The organism is Polaromonas sp. P4_F9 (assembly GCF_056401235.1).
The window spans coordinates 166,056-182,804 of the sequence record NZ_JBFUJT010000005.1 but is presented as its reverse complement, the minus strand read 5'-3'; the positions used below and the strand labels follow the sequence as shown (position 1 = coordinate 182,804).

The following is a 16,749-nucleotide window of genomic DNA, read 5'->3' as shown; positions in this document are numbered from 1 at the left end:
GCTTTCCTCACTCATTCCCCGCCGGACGCCACACCTCGCCCCGGTCTTTCCCGGTCTTTATTTGCGTTGCCCCGGCTTTTCCCGCCTGTTTTAAATTGCTGAACTAATTAAAATGCTGAAAATGACAAGTTCCATCTCTGTTACGACAGGCCGCCATGTCGCGTGAACCCAAATCCTTTGAAGATGCCATCACGGCGACAGACTTCTCCAGTGACGACTACTGTGGCACCAGCTATGCCGCCAAGCTGCTCGGGCTCTCGGTCGCCACGGTGCAGTCGTTGGTCGAAAAAGGAGAAATAGACGCCTGGAAGACCCTGGGAGGCCATCGCCGGATTGCCCTGCAGTCCATCAATGCCTATCTGGCCAAAAACAACCCGCAAACCACCAAGGTCGACACCGACCCGAAGAACCGTTTGCGCGTGCTGCTGGTCGAGGACGACGAGGCGACCCGGGAGCTGTACCAGCTCCAGTTTGAGGACTGGGATCTGCCGGTTGATTGCACCTGGATGCCATCCGCACTCGAGGCCTTGATGGACATTGCCAGCATGCGTCCGGATTTGCTGATCACTGACCTGTCCATGCCCGGCGTCGATGGCATTGAAATGCTCAAGGCCCTCAAGCGCAACCAGCAGCTGGCGGACATGCAGATTATTGTGATCAGCGGCTTGCCGCCCGAGGCCATTGAAGAGCGGGGCGGTCTGCCGCCGGATGCCCACCGGCTGCAGAAGCCGGTGAATTTCGACTGGCTGCACGGGTATGTCACGGCACTGGTGACCGCCAACCGCAAGTGGCATTAACAGGCTGCACCGAAACCTGAAGCAAGCGAGCCCGAATCAAACAATCCTCATGAGCCGATTCCTCAACCTGTTCGGGATGAAGCTGGCAGACAAGATGCCCGGCCCGGGTGCGCAGAACGGGGATCGGTCGGCGGCGCCGGCGGAACTGGGCTGGGGGCCTCTGGAGCAGGCCGGCGACGGTACGGTGCTGCTCGACGAACAAGGCCGGATCACCGAGGCGAATTCCCGCGCGCTGGAGCTCCTGCATTGCGTGCTACCGGCCCTGTCCGGGCTCGATTTCTGGGAGGCCGTGCCAGAAGAAATCACCGAGCAGCACCAGAGCGCCACGGGCCAGGCCCTGACCTTTGCCGCGCGGCACGCCTTTGTTGCCCACGACAAGTTTGAAGACAAGTGGGTCCGGTACGCGTTTACACGGCAGCCCCCCGGCTATGTCGTCAGCCTCAGGGATGTCTCGTCCACGCAAAGGTTGCTGGATGTGCTGGAAGACAGCGAGCGCTACAACCAGCTGATTTTTGAGGCCAATCCCAACCCGATGTGGATCTTTGACGGCAGCTCCATGCGCATCCTTGCTGTCAACCAGGCGGCGGTCGAGTTTTATGGCATTGCGCGCAAGAAGTTCCTGACGCTGGGCATGGATGCGCTGTTTCCCGAGGGAGAAGGCGCCGCATTGCTCGATTCGCTGGCGTCGGGCAAAGGCGTCAGGGAGGGCCAGCTCGAACTGCGCCTGTGCCAACAGCAAAAGGCGGATGGGCAGCAGGTGCTGGTGGAGCTGGCATGCGGCGCGCTCAGCTGGAACGGCCAGCAGGCCGTTTTCGTGAGCCTGGCGGATGTCTCGCAGCGCCACCTGGCCGATGGCGCCTTGCGGCGGGTCAATGCAGAGCTGGAGCAGGAGCTGGCCAAGTGCCAGAGCGAACTGGGAAAAGCCAGGCGCGATGTGGCCGCTTTCACCCGTGCGGTGTCCCACGACTTGCAGGGGCCGCTGCATGCCGTCAACGGGTTCGCGAAAATGCTGGCAAAAAACTATTCGACGGCGCTCGATGCATCCGGGCTGCACTATGTGAACCGCATTCAGGCCAGCACCCGCCAACTGGCCAAGCTGGTGGATGACCTGCGGACCCTGGTCCAGCTGCCGGAACTTTCCGGCAATCCTGAAAAGTTCGACCTGGTACCCATCTGCCGCGCACTGGTCGACGATTTGCGCAAACGCGAGCCGGGCCGCAACGTGGCGATCGAGATGGATGCCAGCCTGCTGCTGGTCGGCGACAAGGGGCTGCTGGCGACGGCCTTGGCCTGCCTGTTGGAAAACGCCTGGAAATTCACCTCCAAAAAAGCCGAGGGCTGGATCAAGGTGGGGCTGATGCCCGGCAGCAGGCGCGGCGAGCTGGTCCTGCTGGTGTCCGACAATGGTGCGGGCTTTGATATGGCCTACAGCGGCAAGCTTTTCACCGCTTTCCAGCGCCTGCACTCTTCAGCCGACTTCCCGGGCAACGGCCTGGGTCTGGCGATCGTCAAGGGGGTTGCGGCCCTGCACGGCGGCAAGGTCTGGGCTGAAACCGCTGACCAGGCCGGGGCCAGTTTTTTCATGGCACTACCGCACGCTGCCGACAGCGTCTGATGGCCGCCTGAAAGCCCGACGCACCACACACCGCGGTACCGCAGCCCCGCCTGCGGCATGTCAGGCTGCGCTGAAGCGGTAAACCCCGTCAGGGTCCAGCGAGCGCCTGAGCTGCCCGCCAAACCACAGCAAATGCAGGTGCGCGATCGACTCACCGATCGCGAAGGTCGTCTGGTGCAAATCCAGCTTGCGTTTGAACATGACGGGCAGGATGTCCGCAGCGCTGCAGGGGCTTGCCTTGCAGGCCTGCATCACCTCTTCAAGCCGGTCCCGGTGGTGGTCATGAAGCTGCTGGATGCGTGTGTGCAGGCCGCGGAACGGTTTGCCGTGCGAAGGCAGGGTGAGCGTGGCCTCGTCCAGCGGCGCGAATTTGTCGATGGACGCCAGAAACTGGCGGAGCGCATTGGATTCGGGCTCCATGTCGTAAACGCTCACGTTGGTGGAAATGCGCGGCAGCACCATGTCGCCGGAAATCAGCACCGGCGCTGGTCCCGTGGACGAGGTGGACGGGGAGACATCGGCGCAGTACAGCGCCATGTGCTCCGGCGCATGGCCATAACCGCTGATACACCGCCAGTCCCGCCCGCCAATGCGGATCACCTGCCCGTCAGCCAGGCGGCAAAAACTGCCCGGCACCTCGGGCACCATGCTGGCGTAGTAGCCGGTCCGGCCTCTGATTTTCTCGACAGATTCCGGATCGGTCAGGCCGTGGGAGGCGAAAAAGAGGGCGGCGCTGTCTCCGCCAAAGCCGGTGGTGCTTTGGGCGCCGAGGCGGGCGCTGTGATAGTCGGTGGCGCTCATCCACAGGCGGCAAACATGGCTTGCCGTCGTCCAGTGCCGGCACAGCCAGTACGCCAGTCCCATGTGGTCCGGGTGCATGTGGGTCACGATGACGCGCAGGATCGGCAGGCCCTCCAGCTGGGTCGCAAAAATGCTTTCCCACTGCGCCCTGGACTCCTCTCTGCTGATGCAGCAGTCCACCACGCTCCAGCCCTGGATTGTTGCGCCGGCGTTGTGCGGATCATCGAGCTCATCGCGCAGCAGCCAGAGGTTGATGTGGTCCAGCGCGAACGGCAGCGCCATGCGTATCCACTTGACGCCTGGTGCGACCTCGAGTGCCGTACCGGCCTCGGGCAGGGTGTCCGCAAACGGGTACTCGAGCTGCTGTTCAAGGTGGTTCATGTAATATTCGCGCTATATTTGACGTTTACGTAAACGTCATGTGGAATCATTGTAGTGATGACGGCTGCCGCGCGCTGGCTTTTGCCTGTGCCGCCTGTGCCCCTGTTTTTTGCCTGCCTTTGTCCTGTTGATCCCTGTTCAGCACCCACCCAATTCATCATGGCCACGACTTACACCATCAGCGATCTTGCCAAAGAGTTTGACCTGACCACCCGCGCCATGCGGTTTTACGAAGACATGGGCCTGCTGCAGCCCCAGCGCATCGGGCCGGGCGGGCGCAACCGCGTGTACACGGCGCGGGACCGCACCCGGCTCAAGCTCACCTTGCGCGCCAAGCGGCTGGGCCTGTCGCTGGTGGAGGCCAAGGAAATCATCGATTCCTACGACAGCCCGCGCGACACCGCCCCGCAACTGAAAAAATTCCTGGCCGTGCTGACCGAGCATCGCAAGAAGCTGGAAGCGCAAATGCTCGACCTGCAGGCCAATCTGGACGAGATCCGCACCCATGAAAAAGAGGCCAAGGCGCTGCTCGACAAGGCGGCCAAAGCCAAAGACAACACCAAAACCAAAAACAGCCAGGTTTGAGCCCCTGTTTCTGCGCCGGCAGACTGTTTCAACCATTTCAACCATTTCAGCGGCATCAACAATTGCCGGGAGGCTTGTTGTACCCAGGGCAAATGGGTCATAATTGACGTTTACGTAAACGTCAATTAAGGCGTGACCCCATTCACTCCCGATAGACCTCCCGACAGAAGGCCTTCCCCATGGATGCACTTTCCGCGCCGTCAGCGCTTTTTCAGCGCATTGAAGCGAGTTTTTTACGCCAGGGCATGATGCAGCACCTCGGTGCGCGGCTGCTGCGCGTGGAGGCCGGGTTGTGCGAAATTGCGCTGCCTTACTCAGAACGCGTCACCCAGCAGCAGGGCAGTTTCCATGGCGGCGCCATGGGTGCGCTGGCAGACATTGCCGGCGGCTATGCCGCCTTGACGGTGGCTCCTCCCGAGGCCGAAGTCACCACGGTCGAATACAAGATCAATTTCATGGCCGCCTTCAGGAACGGTGAGCTGCGGGCGACCGGCCGTGTCGTCAGGGCCGGCAAGCGAATCATCGTGACCACTGCCGACGTGGTGCACGTCGATGCCAACGGGAAGGAAAGCGCTTGCGCGCTGATGCAGCAGACGCTTGTTCCCGTCCCCAAGACCTACTGATCGCTCACTGATAACTCACAGAGAACCCCGCCCGGAAGCCGCCGAGCCGCCAAAAGCTGCCCCAAGGCGCCTGGCTACCACCTGCAACCTACCCAGAAAGCCCATCATGACCAACCTGCCAGGACTTGACTTCCAGCTCGGTGAAGAGACCGACGCCCTGCGTGACGCCGTGCGTGAATTTGCGCAAAGCGAAATCGCACCGCGCGCTGCCGAGCTTGACCGCAATGACCAGTTCCCGATGGACCTGTGGCAAAAAATGGGCGCGCTCGGCGTGCTCGGCATCACCGTCGGCGAAGAGTATGGCGGCGCGGGCATGGGTTACCTGGCCCACATGGTGGCCATGGAAGAAATCAGCCGGGCCAGCGCCTCCGTGGGGCTGTCCTATGGGGCGCACAGCAATCTGTGTGTCAACCAGATCAAGCGCAATGGCACCGACGCGCAGCGCCAGAAATACCTGCCCAAGCTGATTTCCGGCGAGCATGTTGGCGCGTTGGCCATGAGCGAGCCCGGCGCCGGCAGCGACGTGATTTCGATGAAGCTCAAGGCCGAAGACAAGGGCGGCTATTACCTGCTCAACGGCAGCAAGATGTGGATCACCAACGGCCCCGACGCCGACACCCTGGTGGTCTATGCGAAAACCGAGCCCGAGCTGGGCGCCCGCGGCGTGACCGCCTTCCTGATCGAAAAGGGCATGAAGGGGTTTTCGGTGGCGCAAAAACTTGACAAGCTCGGCATGCGCGGCAGCCACACCGGCGAGCTGGTGTTCAACAATGTCGAAGTTCCGGCGCAAAACATTCTGGGCGGCCTGAACAGCGGCGCCAAGGTGCTCATGAGCGGCCTTGACTACGAACGCGCCGTGCTCACCGGCGGGCCCCTGGGCATCATGCAGTCGGTGATGGACAACGTGGTGCCCTACATCCACGACCGCAAGCAGTTTGGCCAGAGCATCGGCGAATTCCAGCTGATCCAGGGCAAAGTCGCCGACATGTACACCGTGCTGCAGGCCGGCCGCTCCTTTGCCTATACCGTGGCCAAAAACCTGGATATGCGGGGCGCGGAGCATGCACGCCAGGTCCGCAAGGACTGCGCTTCCGTCATTCTCTGGTGCGCCGAAAAGGCCACCTGGATGGCCGGCGAGGGCGTGCAGATTTTTGGCGGCAACGGCTACATCAACGACTACCCGCTCGGACGCCTCTGGCGCGACGCCAAACTCTACGAGATCGGCGCCGGCACCAGCGAAATCCGCCGCATGCTGATCGGCCGTGAACTGTTTGCCGAAACCTGCTGAGGCCCGGACCCTGGCGCAACGAATGGCCAAGGGATGACCCTGTGAGGCCACCCGGCCTGCAACTGATTAAGATCGTTCCCATGACAGCATCACTTGAAAACCTTTTCAGCCATAACCGCGCCTGGGCGGCACAAATGGAAGCCGAACGGCCGGGATTTTTCACCAGCCTGGTCAAGCAGCAGACCCCCAAGTACATGTGGATTGGCTGCTCCGACAGCCGCGTGCCGGCCAACCAGATCACCGGGCTGGAGCCGGGCGAGGTGTTTGTTCATCGGAACGTGGCCAACATCGTGGTGCACTCCGACCTCAACGCCCTGTCCGCGATCCAGTTCGCGGTGGAGCGGCTCAAGGTCAAGGACATCATGGTGGTAGGGCACTACGGCTGCTCGGGCGTGCAGGCCGCGCTGGAAGGCGCGCGCATTGGCCTGGCCGACAACTGGATACGCCACATCCAGGACGTGCGCCACCGGCACCGCCAGCTGCTCGACAGCCTGCCCGATGCGGTGCGGGCCAATGCCTTGTGCGACATCAACGTGATCGAGCAGGTGGTGAACGTGTCGGTCAGCACCGTGATGGTGGACGCCTGGGCCCGCAGCCAGGACGTCACTGTGCACGGCTGGGCATTCGGTGTGCACGACGGCCTGCTGCAGGACCTGCAGATGAGCGTCTCAGACCCCGAGGAGCTGGATGCCCGCTACCGGCAGGCGGTGGACCGCGTCTGGGACCTCTGGAACAGCCGGTAACGTCAGATAACGCCAGATAGCGCCAGAACCAGGACTCGCCGTGTTTCCCCAGCGCCTTGACTCCACCATTGCCTACGACATTGCGAAAGCGATGATGGACGGCTTCAACCGCCACTACCAGTTGTTTCGCACTGAGTCGGCGCGCGCCAAGCACCGTTTCGAAACCGCCGACTGGCACGGCCAGCAACGCGCCCAGCGCGAACGCATCGAGTTCTACGACCTGCGCGTGCGTGAAGCGTCGATGCGGCTGGAGCGTGAGTTCAAGGCGGGCGAGCAGTCGATGGATGTCTGGCACCAGGTGAAGCTGCATTACATCGGCCTGCTGGTCAATCACCACCAGCCCGAACTGGCCGAGACCTTTTTCAACTCGGTCACCACCAAGATACTGCATCGCAGCTATTTCCAGAACGACTTCATCTTTGTCCGGCCGGCCGTCAGCACCGAGTACATCGAAAACGAGGAGCCGACGGCGCGGCCGACCTACCGCGCGTACTACCCGACCCGCGACAACCTGCGCGAGATCATCATCAGGCTGGTGCGCGACTTCGATCTGCGCCTGGACTTTGAAGACCTGGAGCGCGATGCCGGCTATGTGCTGGAGGCCATGAGCGAGCGGCTCAGCGACGTGAAGCTGCGTGCCAATTTCCAGATCCAGGTGCTGTCGGGCCTGTTTTTCCGCAACAAGGGCGCTTACGTCGTCGGCAAGATCATCAACGGCTTCAACGAAGTGCCGTTTGCCCTGCCGATATTGCACAGCAAGTGCGGCAAGCTGGTGATCGATGCCGCGCTGTTTGGCGAGGATGACCTGCTCATCCTGTTCAGCTTTGCGCGCGCCTACTTCATGGTGGACATGGGCATCCCGTCGGCATACGTGCAGTTTCTGCGCAGCATGATGCCGCACATGCCGCGCGCGGAAATCTACAACGCACTGGGCCTGGCCAAGCAGGGCAAGACGCTTTTTTACCGCGACTTTCTTCACCACCTGCGGCACTCCACCGACAAGTTCCGCATTGCGCCCGGTATCAAGGGCATGGTGATGCTGGTGTTCGACCTGCCCTCGTTTCCCTATGTCTTCAAGGTCATCAAGGACTACTATCCGCCGCAAAAAGACACCAGCCGGGAGCAGATCAAGGGCAAATACCTGCTCGTCAAGCAGCATGACCGCGTGGGCCGCATGGCCGATACCCAGGAGTACAGTGAAGTAGCCTTTCCGCGCGCGCGGTTTGATGACGAATTGATTGCCGAACTTCAAAAGTTTGCGCCCAGCCAGCTCGAGATCAGCGACCGCGACGGCGACGGCAACACCGAAGTGATCATCAAGCACGTTTATATCGAGCGGCGCATGATCCCCCTCAACATCTACCTGCAGGAAGCGCTGGATGCCGGCGTCGCCGAGCCCGCCGCGAAAGACCAGATCGAGCGCGCCGTGGTCGAATACGGCAACGCCATCAAGGACCTGGTGGCGGCCAACATCTTTCCGGGCGACATGCTGTGGAAGAACTTCGGCATCACGCGCCACGGCAAGGTTGTTTTCTACGACTACGACGAGATCGAATACATCACCGACTGCAATTTCCGCCGCGTGCCGGCGCCGCGCAATGAAGAAGAAGAGATGAGCGGCGAGGTCTGGTATTCCGTCGGATCCAAAGACGTGTTTCCCGAAACCTTCGCGCCCTTCCTGCTGGGCAATGACGCGGTGCGCGAAGTTTTCATGAAGCACCACGGCGATTTGCTGGATGCCGATTTCTGGCAAAGCCACCAGGCACGCATACAGGCCGGCCATGTGCACGACGTCTTCCCCTATGAGCGGGAAAAGCGCTTCACCCGGCGCCATGCCCCCGGCCGCAATGACGACGAATTGTTGACCCACCTTCCGCCCGAGCCGGTGCTGACCGGCCTCAGTGGCATGACACCCTGAGCGCGGCAAGAGCCTGGCAAGAGCGCAAGAACAGCACGACAAAAACACCACAGTTTTCATTCAACCCTGAAAGGACACACATCATGTCGGATTCCATCGTTATTCTCGGCGCCGCCCGTACGCCCATGGGCGGCTTCCAGGGCGACTTCAGTGCGCTTGCCGCACACGACCTCGGCGGCGCCGCCATCAAGGCCGCCATTGAGCGCGCGGGCATCGCGCCTGAAAAAGTCGACGAAGTCCTGTTCGGCAACTGCCTGATGGCGGGCCAGGGCCAGGCGCCGGCGCGGCAAGCCGGCTTCAAGGGCGGCTTGCCTGCCAGCGCGGGCGCCGTGACGCTTTCGAAGATGTGCGGCTCCGGCATGGAAGCCACCATGCTGGCGCACGACCAGCTGATGGTGGGCAGCCGCGACGTGATGGTGGCCGGCGGCATGGAAAGCATGACCAACGCGCCGCATTTGCTGCTCAAGGGCCGCAGCGGTGTGCGCATCGGCCACGACCGCATCTTTGATCACATGATGCTCGACGGCCTGGAAGACGCCTACGAGCCCGGCCGCGCCATGGGCACCTTTGGCGAGCAGTGCGCCGAAAAATACCAGTTCACCCGTGAAGCGCAGGACGCTTTCGCGGTGGCCAGCGTGCAGCGTGCCAAGGCGGCCACGGAGTCCGGCGCCTTCAAGGCCGAGATCACCCCCGTCACGGTCAAAGGCCGCGCCGGCGACACCGTGATCTCCATCGACGAAGGCCCGGGCAAGGTCAAGCTCGACAAGATTGCGACGCTGCGGCCCGCCTTCAAGAAAGACGGCACCATCACCGCCGCGTCCAGCTCGTCGATCAACGACGGCGCGGCCGCGCTGGTGCTGACCCGCGAATCCACCGCCAAAGAGCTGGGTGCCACACCCATCGCCCGCATCGTCGGCCACGCCACCTTTGCCCAGGCGCCCGAGTGGTTCACCACCGCACCGGTGGGCGCGGTGCAAAAGCTGCTCAAGAAGATCGGCTGGAGCGTCAAGGACGTGGACCTGTGGGAAGTCAATGAAGCCTTTGCCGTGGTGCCCATGGCCGCCATGAAAGAACTCGGCATCAGCCACGACATCGTGAATGTGAATGGCGGCGCCTGCGCGCTGGGCCACCCGATTGGCGCCAGCGGCGCCCGCATCATCGTGACGCTGATCCATGCGCTGAAAGCCCGYGGCCTGAAAAAAGGCGTGGCGACGCTGTGCATCGGCGGTGGTGAGGGCACGGCACTGGCGGTTGAGCTGATGTAATGTTTTGTCATCAGGGCCGCTGGTCGCATCCGCGCCAGATGGTCCGGACTGCTTTCTACATGAGATCTTTCGCATGAGCACGGTGTTGATCATTGGCGCTTCCCGCGGGATTGGCCTGGAACTGGTCCGCCAGTACCGTGAGGCCGGCGACCGCGTGATCGCCACGGCGCGCGACGATGCCGGCCTGCAGCGGCTGCGCGCGCTCGATGTCCACACCTTGAAGGTGGACGTGGCCGACCCGGCCAGCGTCAGCGGCCTGGCCTGGCTGCTGGACGGCGAGCAGATCGACGTAGCTTTCTACGTGGCCGGCGTTTACACCACGGCAGATGCCACCATGCCGCCCGCACGCGAGGAATTTGACCGCACCCTGCACACCAACGTGCTGGGCGCGATGCAGGTCATCCCGCAGGTCGCACCGCTGGTGGAGGCGGCGGGCGGCAAGTTCGCCTTCATCACCAGCGGCATGGGGCGCATCGGCGGGGTGGGCTCCAGCTTTGGCTGGACTTACCGCGTCAGCAAAGCCGCACTCAACATGGCCGTGGTTGCGGCCCAGCACGACTACCCCAAAGCCATCCTGGTGGCGCTGTCGCCCGGCTGGGTGCGGACCGACATGGGCGGCCCGAGTGCGCCGCTGGCGGTCAGCGACAGCGTGGCCGCCCTGCGCAAAACCGTTGCCTCTCTGAAGGCCCAACACAAAGGCGCGTTCCTCGACTACGACGGGCGCCCATTCGAATCATGGTGACCACATGCTGTTGACACAAGACCAGGAAATGATCCGTGACGCCGTGCGCGCCTTTGCGCAGGAGGAGCTCTGGCCCCACGCCGCCCGCTGGGACAAGGAGCACCATTTCCCGAAGGACGCGCACAAAGGCCTGGCCGAGCTCGGCGCCTACGGCATCTGTGTGCCGGAGGAGTTTGGCGGCGCCCACCTCGACTATGTGACGCTGGCGCTGGTGCTGGAAGAAATCGCCGCGGGCGACGGCGGCACCAGCACCGCCATCAGCGTGACCAACTGCCCGGTCAATGCCATCCTGATGCGCTACGGCAATGCCGCGCAGAAAAAGCAATGGCTGACCCCGCTGGCGCAGGGCCAGATGCTGGGCGTGTTCTGCCTGACCGAGCCGCATGTCGGCAGCGATGCCTCGTCGCTCAAAACCACCGCCGTGAAAGACGGCGACAGCTACGTGATCAACGGCGTCAAGCAGTTCATCACCAGCGGCAAGAACGGCCACGCGGCCATCGTCATTGCCGTCACGGACAAGGGCGCCGGCAAAAAAGGCATGAGCGCCTTCATCGTGCCCACCGACGCGCCCGGCTATGTGGTGGCGCGGCTGGAAGACAAGCTGGGCCAGCACTCCAGCGACACGGCGCAAATCAACTTCGACAACTGCCGCATCCCGGCAGAAAACCTGATCGGCGCCGAAGGCGAGGGCTACAGGATTGCCCTGGGCGCGCTGGAGGGTGGACGCATCGGTATCGCGGCCCAGAGCGTGGGCATGGCCCGCAGTGCGTTTGAATTTGCGCTGGGCTACGCCAAGGAGCGCCAGAGCTTCGGCACCGCCATCTTCAACCACCAGGCGGTCGGCTTCCGGCTGGCGGAGTGCGCGACCAAACTGGAAGCCGCGCGCCAATTGATCTGGCACGCCGCCAGCCTGCGCGATGCCGGCCGGCCCTGCCTGAAGGAAGCGGCCATGGCCAAGCTGTTCGCCAGCGAGATGGCTGAAGAGGTCTGCAGCGCCGCCATTCAGACACTGGGCGGCTATGGCTATGTGAGCGACTTTCCGGTGGAGCGCATCTACCGTGACGTGCGGGTTTGCCAGATCTACGAAGGCACCTCCGACGTGCAGAAAATCATCATCCAGAGAGCACTTTAGGCCCCCACGGTCGTTCACTGCGTGTAACTCCCGAGGCCTTGCAGGCCGCGGCTCGCGAGACGCTTCGCCTCTGTCGCCTGTCCCAAGCTGCTCAAGCAGCTTTGGAGCCGCAGGCTCCAGCCCCTCGGGGGCCGCTGCGCCTGCGGTCCGGCAAAGCCGGTCCCGCGGGCCCGGCTTGGTTTTAGTACAGGCTCTGGCTCAGGCCCGGGATGACGCCAGCAGGGCTCAGCCGTGTGGAAGCACGCCGTAAACTTGCCTATGCGGACTTGATCCGCCATTCAGTCCGCAATCCACAGCAGGAGACAAAACATGCCCATTACCAAAGGATTCCGTGCCCTGGTCGATGAAGCCATGGCGCAGGTCAAGAGCTACTCGGTGGACGAGGTGAAAGCCAAGCTCGCTGACCCTCACGTGCAGGTCGTCGACATCCGCGATGTGCGCGAGCTGGCGGGCGGCACGGTGGTGGGCGCCTACCATGCGCCCAGGGGCATGCTCGAGTTCTGGGTGGACCCCGCCTCGCCGTACCACAAGCCCGTGTTTGCCGACGAGGGCAAGGAGTTCATCCTGTTCTGCGGCGCCGGCTGGCGCAGTGCGCTGGCCACCAAGACGCTGCAGGACATGGGCATGACCAATGTCGCGCACATGGACGGAGGGTACAGCGAATGGACGAAGCAGGGCGGACCGACTGAAACGCTGGAAGACCGGGAAAAGCGCAAGGCCGGCAAAAGCTGATACTGCTGATGCCCCAGCCCCCGTTGCTGCCGTCGCAGCCTTGCTCCTGCGGCCGCCTGGCCGCCTCCGGAAAGCCCCTGGCTTTTTCACAATGCTGTGGCCGTTACCTGGATGACTTTGCGGGTTCGCCCGCGCCCGACGCCGAGTCGCTGATGCGCTCGCGTTACACCGCTTTTGTGCGGGAACGGGCCGACTACTTACTGGCTACCTGGCACGCCAGTCACCGGCCGCCATCGATTGACTTCGACCCGGGCGTCAAATGGCTGGGCCTGGACGTGCGGCAGCATCGCCAGCTGGACGGCACCCATGCCGAAGTTGAGTTTGTCGCCCGGCAAAAAAGCCCCGGCAGTCCGGCTGTGCGCCTGCACGAGCGCAGCCGCTTCGTGCACGAGGCAGACCGTTGGTACTATGTGGACGGCGATACGCGGTGATTGAGGCAACCACACCGGTCACAGCACATGGCGCTGATCCATTCCTTCTGTGCCCTTCTTGCTCCTTCCCGCCTTTGGGGGAAGGCTGGGATGGGGGCCATGCGACCCATGAGAAGCGCTGTTTGGTTCATGGCAGCTTGCTCCGCTTTAATGGGGCTGGATAAGGTTTGCTCGATTAGTCAGGGCCGTCCGGGCAGTTTTGTCTCTAGCCACGAGAGGAGTCAAGTCCAGGGCGCGCTCGCCCACATGCGGGGAGCCCCCATCCCGGCCTTCCCCCAAAGGCGGGAAGGGGTAACGCGGGGAGGACTCAACCCGAACCATGTCTGGCGGGTGTGGTGCGCATACTGAATGCATAGTATTGAAAGGTTTTTGCTTTGAAATTCGATGCGGTGTTGTTTGACTGTGATGGCGTGCTGGTCGACAGCGAAACGATCACCAACGATGTGTTGCGCGACATGCTGGAAGAGCGGGGCTGGAAGCTCACGCGCGAGGAATGCATGCGCATCTTCGTCGGCAAGGCCGTCAAGGACGAGGTCGCCACCATCGAAGCCCACACGGGCCGGCCGCTGACCGAGGACTGGATGGTCAACTTCCGCGAGCGGCGCAACCTGGGGTTGATGGAGGGCGTCAAGCCCATTCGCGGCGCGGTGGAGGCTGTGGCGAAGATTCATGAGCTGTACCAGGGCCGCATCGCCTGCGCGTCGGGAGCCGACCGTTTCAAGGTGGAACTGCAACTGGAGAAATGCGGGCTGATGCCCTACTTCAAGGGGCGCATTTTCAGCGGGCATGAGATGCCTCGCTCCAAGCCGGCGCCGGATGTTTATCTGGCGGCGGCTGCGGCGCTGGGTATCGACCCCAAGCGGTGTGCGGTGGTGGAGGACACGGTGACCGGCGTGACTGCGGGTGTGGCGGCCGGGGCGACGGTGTTTGGCTACAGCCCGCCGGAAGCGGGGCATGACGCGCCAAGTGCGTTGACGAAGACGGGAGCCGTCCGGGTCTTTGTGGCCATGAGCGGGTTGCCGACGCTGTTGAGCTGAGCTGGCGCGGCCTCATTCAGTTCAGGTCAGCGCCATGTGTTTGGCCAGATGGCTGAACACCGTGGAGACCCGCCGCAGGTGCCGTGATTCGGTATGCGTCAGAAGCCAGAGTTCGGTCTGACACTCATCCAGCGCGCCGGTCAAGGCCACCAGGTCGGCCCGGCCTTGCGCAAGAAAGAGCGGCAATAACCCGATGCCCATGCCTTGCGCCACCATCTCCGCGACGGTGAGTATGCTGCTGACCCGATAGCGCGGCGACACCCTGGGAAAATGCTTCTTGCGCCAGACCACTGAGGGGTGCTCCGGCAAGGCGTCGTCCGGGGCGATCCAGTCGACTTTTCCGGCCATGTCGGCATCGAAGCGCTTGGGGCCGCCTTTTTTGGCGGCAAACAGCGCTACCCGGATCGGGCCGACATGCTTGCCCACCAGGTGCTGCGGCGGCCGCCGGGTGGCACGCACGGCAATGTCGGCATCACGCCGCGTGAGGCTGGCCAATTCGTTCCCCATGTGCAGCTCGTAGACCAGCAGCGGGTGGGTTGACTGTAGCAACTTGAGCGCCGGCGCGACCAGGCCATGCAGCACGGTATCGGTGGTGGTCAGGCGCACGCTGCCGGAGACCTGTTCGGGACTGGCCTGCGCGGCGGAACGGGCCGACTCCAGTTGCACCTCGAGTTGCTCCCCGTGGCTTGCCAGTACCTGCGCCAGTTCCAGCGGCTGGTAGCCAGTCCTTGAGCGTTCGAACAGACGCTGACCCAAACCCTTCTCGATGCGCTGCAGCGAACGGAAAACTGTCGACGCATCCACCGCAAGCCGCTCGCCCGCTTCGGCCAGGGTGTTGGCCCGCACCAGCGCGAGCACGACCTCGATATCCGGGGCGCTGAGTTTGTATTGCGTTGCTGCATTCATGGATTGCACTCGTGCCTATTTTCATTGCTTCATTGCAATCCTACATTACCCCATCAATCAACTCAATGGAGCAATGCAATGCGGCAACCGGAAGCCAACAACACCGCCCCTTACGGCGTGACCCTGCTTCGTATCAGCCTGGGCGTGATGTGGATGGCCCACGCCCTGTTGAAATGGCTGGTTTTCACCTTGCCGGGAACGGCGCAGTTTTTTGCGAGCGTGGGCTTCCCCGGTGTGCTGGCTTACCCCGTGTTCGCCGCGGAACTGCTGGGCGGCCTGGCCATCCTGCTCGGGCTGTATGCCCGCCAGGTGTCGCTGGCGCTGGCGCCCATCATGGCCGTGGCCGCGACGGTGCACTTTGGCAACGGCTGGGTCCACACCAGCCAGGGTGGCGGCTGGGAATACCCCGTGTTCCTGACCGTGGCCTTCGTGGCGCTTTGGCTGGCCGGCGACGGAGCCTTCGCTCTGCGCCGCAGTCCGCGTTTTGTGCCCGCCTGGTGAAGGAGCAGACCATGGCCTCCCAACGCACATTGATCAGCCACACGCTGTGCCCTTACGTCCAGCGCGCGGCGATTGTTCTGGCCGAGAAGGGCATCCGCTTTGAGCGGCAGGACATTGACCTGGCCCACAAGCCCGCCTGGTTCCTCAAGATCTCGCCGCTGGGCAAGACGCCCGTCCTGCGGGTGGATGGCGAAGCGATTTTTGAATCCACCGTCATCTGTGAATACCTCGACGAAACAGCCGCACCCCGCCTGCACCCCGAAGACGCGCTGCGACGTGCCCGGCACCGCAGCTGGATGGAGTTCGGTTCTGCGATCCTCAACACCATCGGCGCCTTCTATAACGCGCCCAGTGAGGAAGCCCTGGCGGCCCGCGCCGCCGAGCTGCGCGCAAAGTTCCAGCAGGTCGAAGCGGCCCTGGGAAGCGGCCCCTACTTCGCTGGCGAACAGTTCAGCATGGTGGATGCGGTGTTCGGCCCGGTCTTCCGGTACTTCGACGTGTTCGACGAAATCGGTGATTTGGGCGATTTCGGTGTTTTCGCCGGCTTCACCGATATGCCCAAGGTGAACGCCTGGCGGCGTGCGCTGGCACAACGCGAATCGGTCCGCAACGCGGTTCGTCCCGACTACCCTGAATTGCTGCGCGCCTTTCTGCGGCAACGCGAGTCGGCGCTGTCCAGGCGCATAACTGTCGCGCTGCCAACTTGAGAGCCGGACATTTGTAAGGGAGAGAACTCTTTTTTCAAGGTTTTCGGATCGGGTGTCGAAATGCAGGTTTGTCGTTCGTCGTAGGGGTGTAAGGTTCAAAATCTGAAAGGACTTCCCCATGAAATACCTCTGCCTCGCCTACTACAACCCCGAAAAATTCGCCGCACTGCCCCCTGGCGAGGTCCAGGCCCTGGTGAGCCAGTGCCCAGCCAAAGACGCCGAGCTGAAGAAGACCGGCCGCCTGGTGGTGAGCGCCTCGCTCGAGGGCCCGCAGGCCGCCTTTGCCTTGCGCCCGCGCGATGGCAAACCACAGGTGACCGACGGCCCCTATGCCGAGGCCAAAGAAATGGTTGGCGGCTTTTTCATCATTGAGGCGGCTGACCGGGACGAGGCGGTGCGGGTGGCTTCGCTGCATCCGGCGGCCACCTTGGGCGAAAACGTCGGCTGGGCGATCGAACTGCACCCTATTGGGTTTTTTGAGCAGGCATCTAACCAGTAGGTCGTTGCGGAAAGGCGGTGGCTAAGAAGGTACGGTCACCGGGAGT

18 protein-coding genes are annotated in these 16,749 nt (G+C 62.9%); 16 read left to right on the top strand and 2 right to left on the bottom strand.

The features are described 5' to 3' along the window. The first annotated feature begins 155 nt into the window (after nucleotides 1–155). Together AC1DUB_RS06755 and AC1DUB_RS06750 are read left to right on the top strand one after the other, a co-directional pair. A complete protein-coding gene (locus AC1DUB_RS06755; protein ID WP_477728862.1) occupies nucleotides 156–797 on the top strand; it encodes a response regulator in 642 nt (213 codons plus the stop codon). A gap of 49 nt (nucleotides 798–846) precedes the next feature. Further along, on the top strand, nucleotides 847–2,412 hold the full coding sequence (locus AC1DUB_RS06750) for a sensor histidine kinase (protein WP_477728861.1): 1,566 nt from the start codon (nucleotides 847–849) through the stop codon (nucleotides 2,410–2,412). A 60-nt stretch (nucleotides 2,413–2,472) separates the two neighbouring features. Here AC1DUB_RS06750 and AC1DUB_RS06745 read toward each other — a convergent pair whose 3' ends face one another. Continuing rightward, the gene (locus tag AC1DUB_RS06745) at nucleotides 2,473–3,594 is read right to left on the bottom strand and encodes an MBL fold metallo-hydrolase (protein ID WP_477728860.1); all 1,122 of its coding nucleotides are present in this window, start codon (nucleotides 3,592–3,594) and stop codon (nucleotides 2,473–2,475) included. 159 nt (nucleotides 3,595–3,753) lie between these two features. Here AC1DUB_RS06745 and AC1DUB_RS06740 point away from each other — a divergent pair, with 159 nt between their 5' ends. From AC1DUB_RS06740 to AC1DUB_RS06690, 11 genes are all read left to right on the top strand, one after another. Then, nucleotides 3,754–4,179: a MerR family transcriptional regulator gene (locus AC1DUB_RS06740; RefSeq protein WP_477728859.1), complete on the top strand. Its 426-nt coding sequence runs from the start codon at nucleotides 3,754–3,756 to the stop codon at nucleotides 4,177–4,179. Between the two features lie 179 nt (nucleotides 4,180–4,358). Beyond that, complete coding sequence (locus AC1DUB_RS06735; protein WP_477728858.1) at nucleotides 4,359–4,802, top strand: PaaI family thioesterase; 444 nt, start codon at nucleotides 4,359–4,361, stop codon at nucleotides 4,800–4,802. A 106-nt stretch (nucleotides 4,803–4,908) separates the two neighbouring features. Then, a complete protein-coding gene (locus AC1DUB_RS06730; protein ID WP_477728857.1) occupies nucleotides 4,909–6,090 on the top strand; it encodes an isovaleryl-CoA dehydrogenase in 1,182 nt (393 codons plus the stop codon). An 80-nt stretch (nucleotides 6,091–6,170) separates the two neighbouring features. Further along, nucleotides 6,171–6,833, top strand: coding sequence for a carbonate dehydratase (can, locus tag AC1DUB_RS06725; RefSeq protein ID WP_477728856.1), 663 nt, complete (start codon nucleotides 6,171–6,173; stop codon nucleotides 6,831–6,833). Nucleotides 6,834–6,873: 40 nt separating this feature from the next. Then, entirely contained in the window at nucleotides 6,874–8,751 is a 1,878-nt protein-coding gene (gene aceK, locus AC1DUB_RS06720) for a bifunctional isocitrate dehydrogenase kinase/phosphatase (protein ID WP_477728855.1), read from the top strand. A gap of 83 nt (nucleotides 8,752–8,834) precedes the next feature. Next, nucleotides 8,835–10,016, top strand: a complete 1,182-nt coding sequence (locus AC1DUB_RS06715) for an acetyl-CoA C-acyltransferase (protein ID WP_477728854.1) — start codon at nucleotides 8,835–8,837, stop codon at nucleotides 10,014–10,016. Nucleotides 10,017–10,089: 73 nt separating this feature from the next. Further along, entirely contained in the window at nucleotides 10,090–10,758 is a 669-nt protein-coding gene (locus tag AC1DUB_RS06710; RefSeq protein WP_477728853.1) for an SDR family oxidoreductase, read from the top strand. Nucleotides 10,759–10,762: 4 nt separating this feature from the next. Next, nucleotides 10,763–11,890, top strand: a complete 1,128-nt coding sequence (locus tag AC1DUB_RS06705; RefSeq protein WP_477728852.1) for an acyl-CoA dehydrogenase family protein — start codon at nucleotides 10,763–10,765, stop codon at nucleotides 11,888–11,890. A gap of 309 nt (nucleotides 11,891–12,199) precedes the next feature. Beyond that, nucleotides 12,200–12,622, top strand: a complete 423-nt coding sequence (locus AC1DUB_RS06700) for a rhodanese-like domain-containing protein (protein WP_477728851.1) — start codon at nucleotides 12,200–12,202, stop codon at nucleotides 12,620–12,622. Nucleotides 12,623–12,630: 8 nt separating this feature from the next. Next, nucleotides 12,631–13,053: a YchJ family protein gene (locus AC1DUB_RS06695; RefSeq protein ID WP_477728850.1), complete on the top strand. Its 423-nt coding sequence runs from the start codon at nucleotides 12,631–12,633 to the stop codon at nucleotides 13,051–13,053. 374 nt (nucleotides 13,054–13,427) lie between these two features. Then, nucleotides 13,428–14,090, top strand: a complete 663-nt coding sequence (locus AC1DUB_RS06690; protein ID WP_477728849.1) for an HAD family hydrolase — start codon at nucleotides 13,428–13,430, stop codon at nucleotides 14,088–14,090. Between the two features lie 21 nt (nucleotides 14,091–14,111). Here AC1DUB_RS06690 and AC1DUB_RS06685 read toward each other — a convergent pair whose 3' ends face one another. Continuing rightward, a complete protein-coding gene (locus AC1DUB_RS06685) occupies nucleotides 14,112–14,996 on the bottom strand; it encodes a LysR family transcriptional regulator (RefSeq protein WP_477728848.1) in 885 nt (294 codons plus the stop codon). Between the two features lie 78 nt (nucleotides 14,997–15,074). Between AC1DUB_RS06685 and AC1DUB_RS06680 the strand changes: the two genes are divergently transcribed. The 3 genes from AC1DUB_RS06680 (at nucleotide 15,075) to AC1DUB_RS06670 (ending at nucleotide 16,703) form a co-directional block, all read left to right on the top strand. Further along, a complete protein-coding gene (locus AC1DUB_RS06680; RefSeq protein ID WP_477728847.1) occupies nucleotides 15,075–15,497 on the top strand; it encodes a DoxX family protein in 423 nt (140 codons plus the stop codon). Between the two features lie 11 nt (nucleotides 15,498–15,508). Next, on the top strand, nucleotides 15,509–16,204 hold the full coding sequence (locus AC1DUB_RS06675; RefSeq protein WP_477728846.1) for a glutathione S-transferase family protein: 696 nt from the start codon (nucleotides 15,509–15,511) through the stop codon (nucleotides 16,202–16,204). Between the two features lie 118 nt (nucleotides 16,205–16,322). Continuing rightward, complete coding sequence (locus AC1DUB_RS06670; protein ID WP_477728845.1) at nucleotides 16,323–16,703, top strand: YciI family protein; 381 nt, start codon at nucleotides 16,323–16,325, stop codon at nucleotides 16,701–16,703. Nucleotides 16,704–16,749 lie beyond the last annotated feature (46 nt).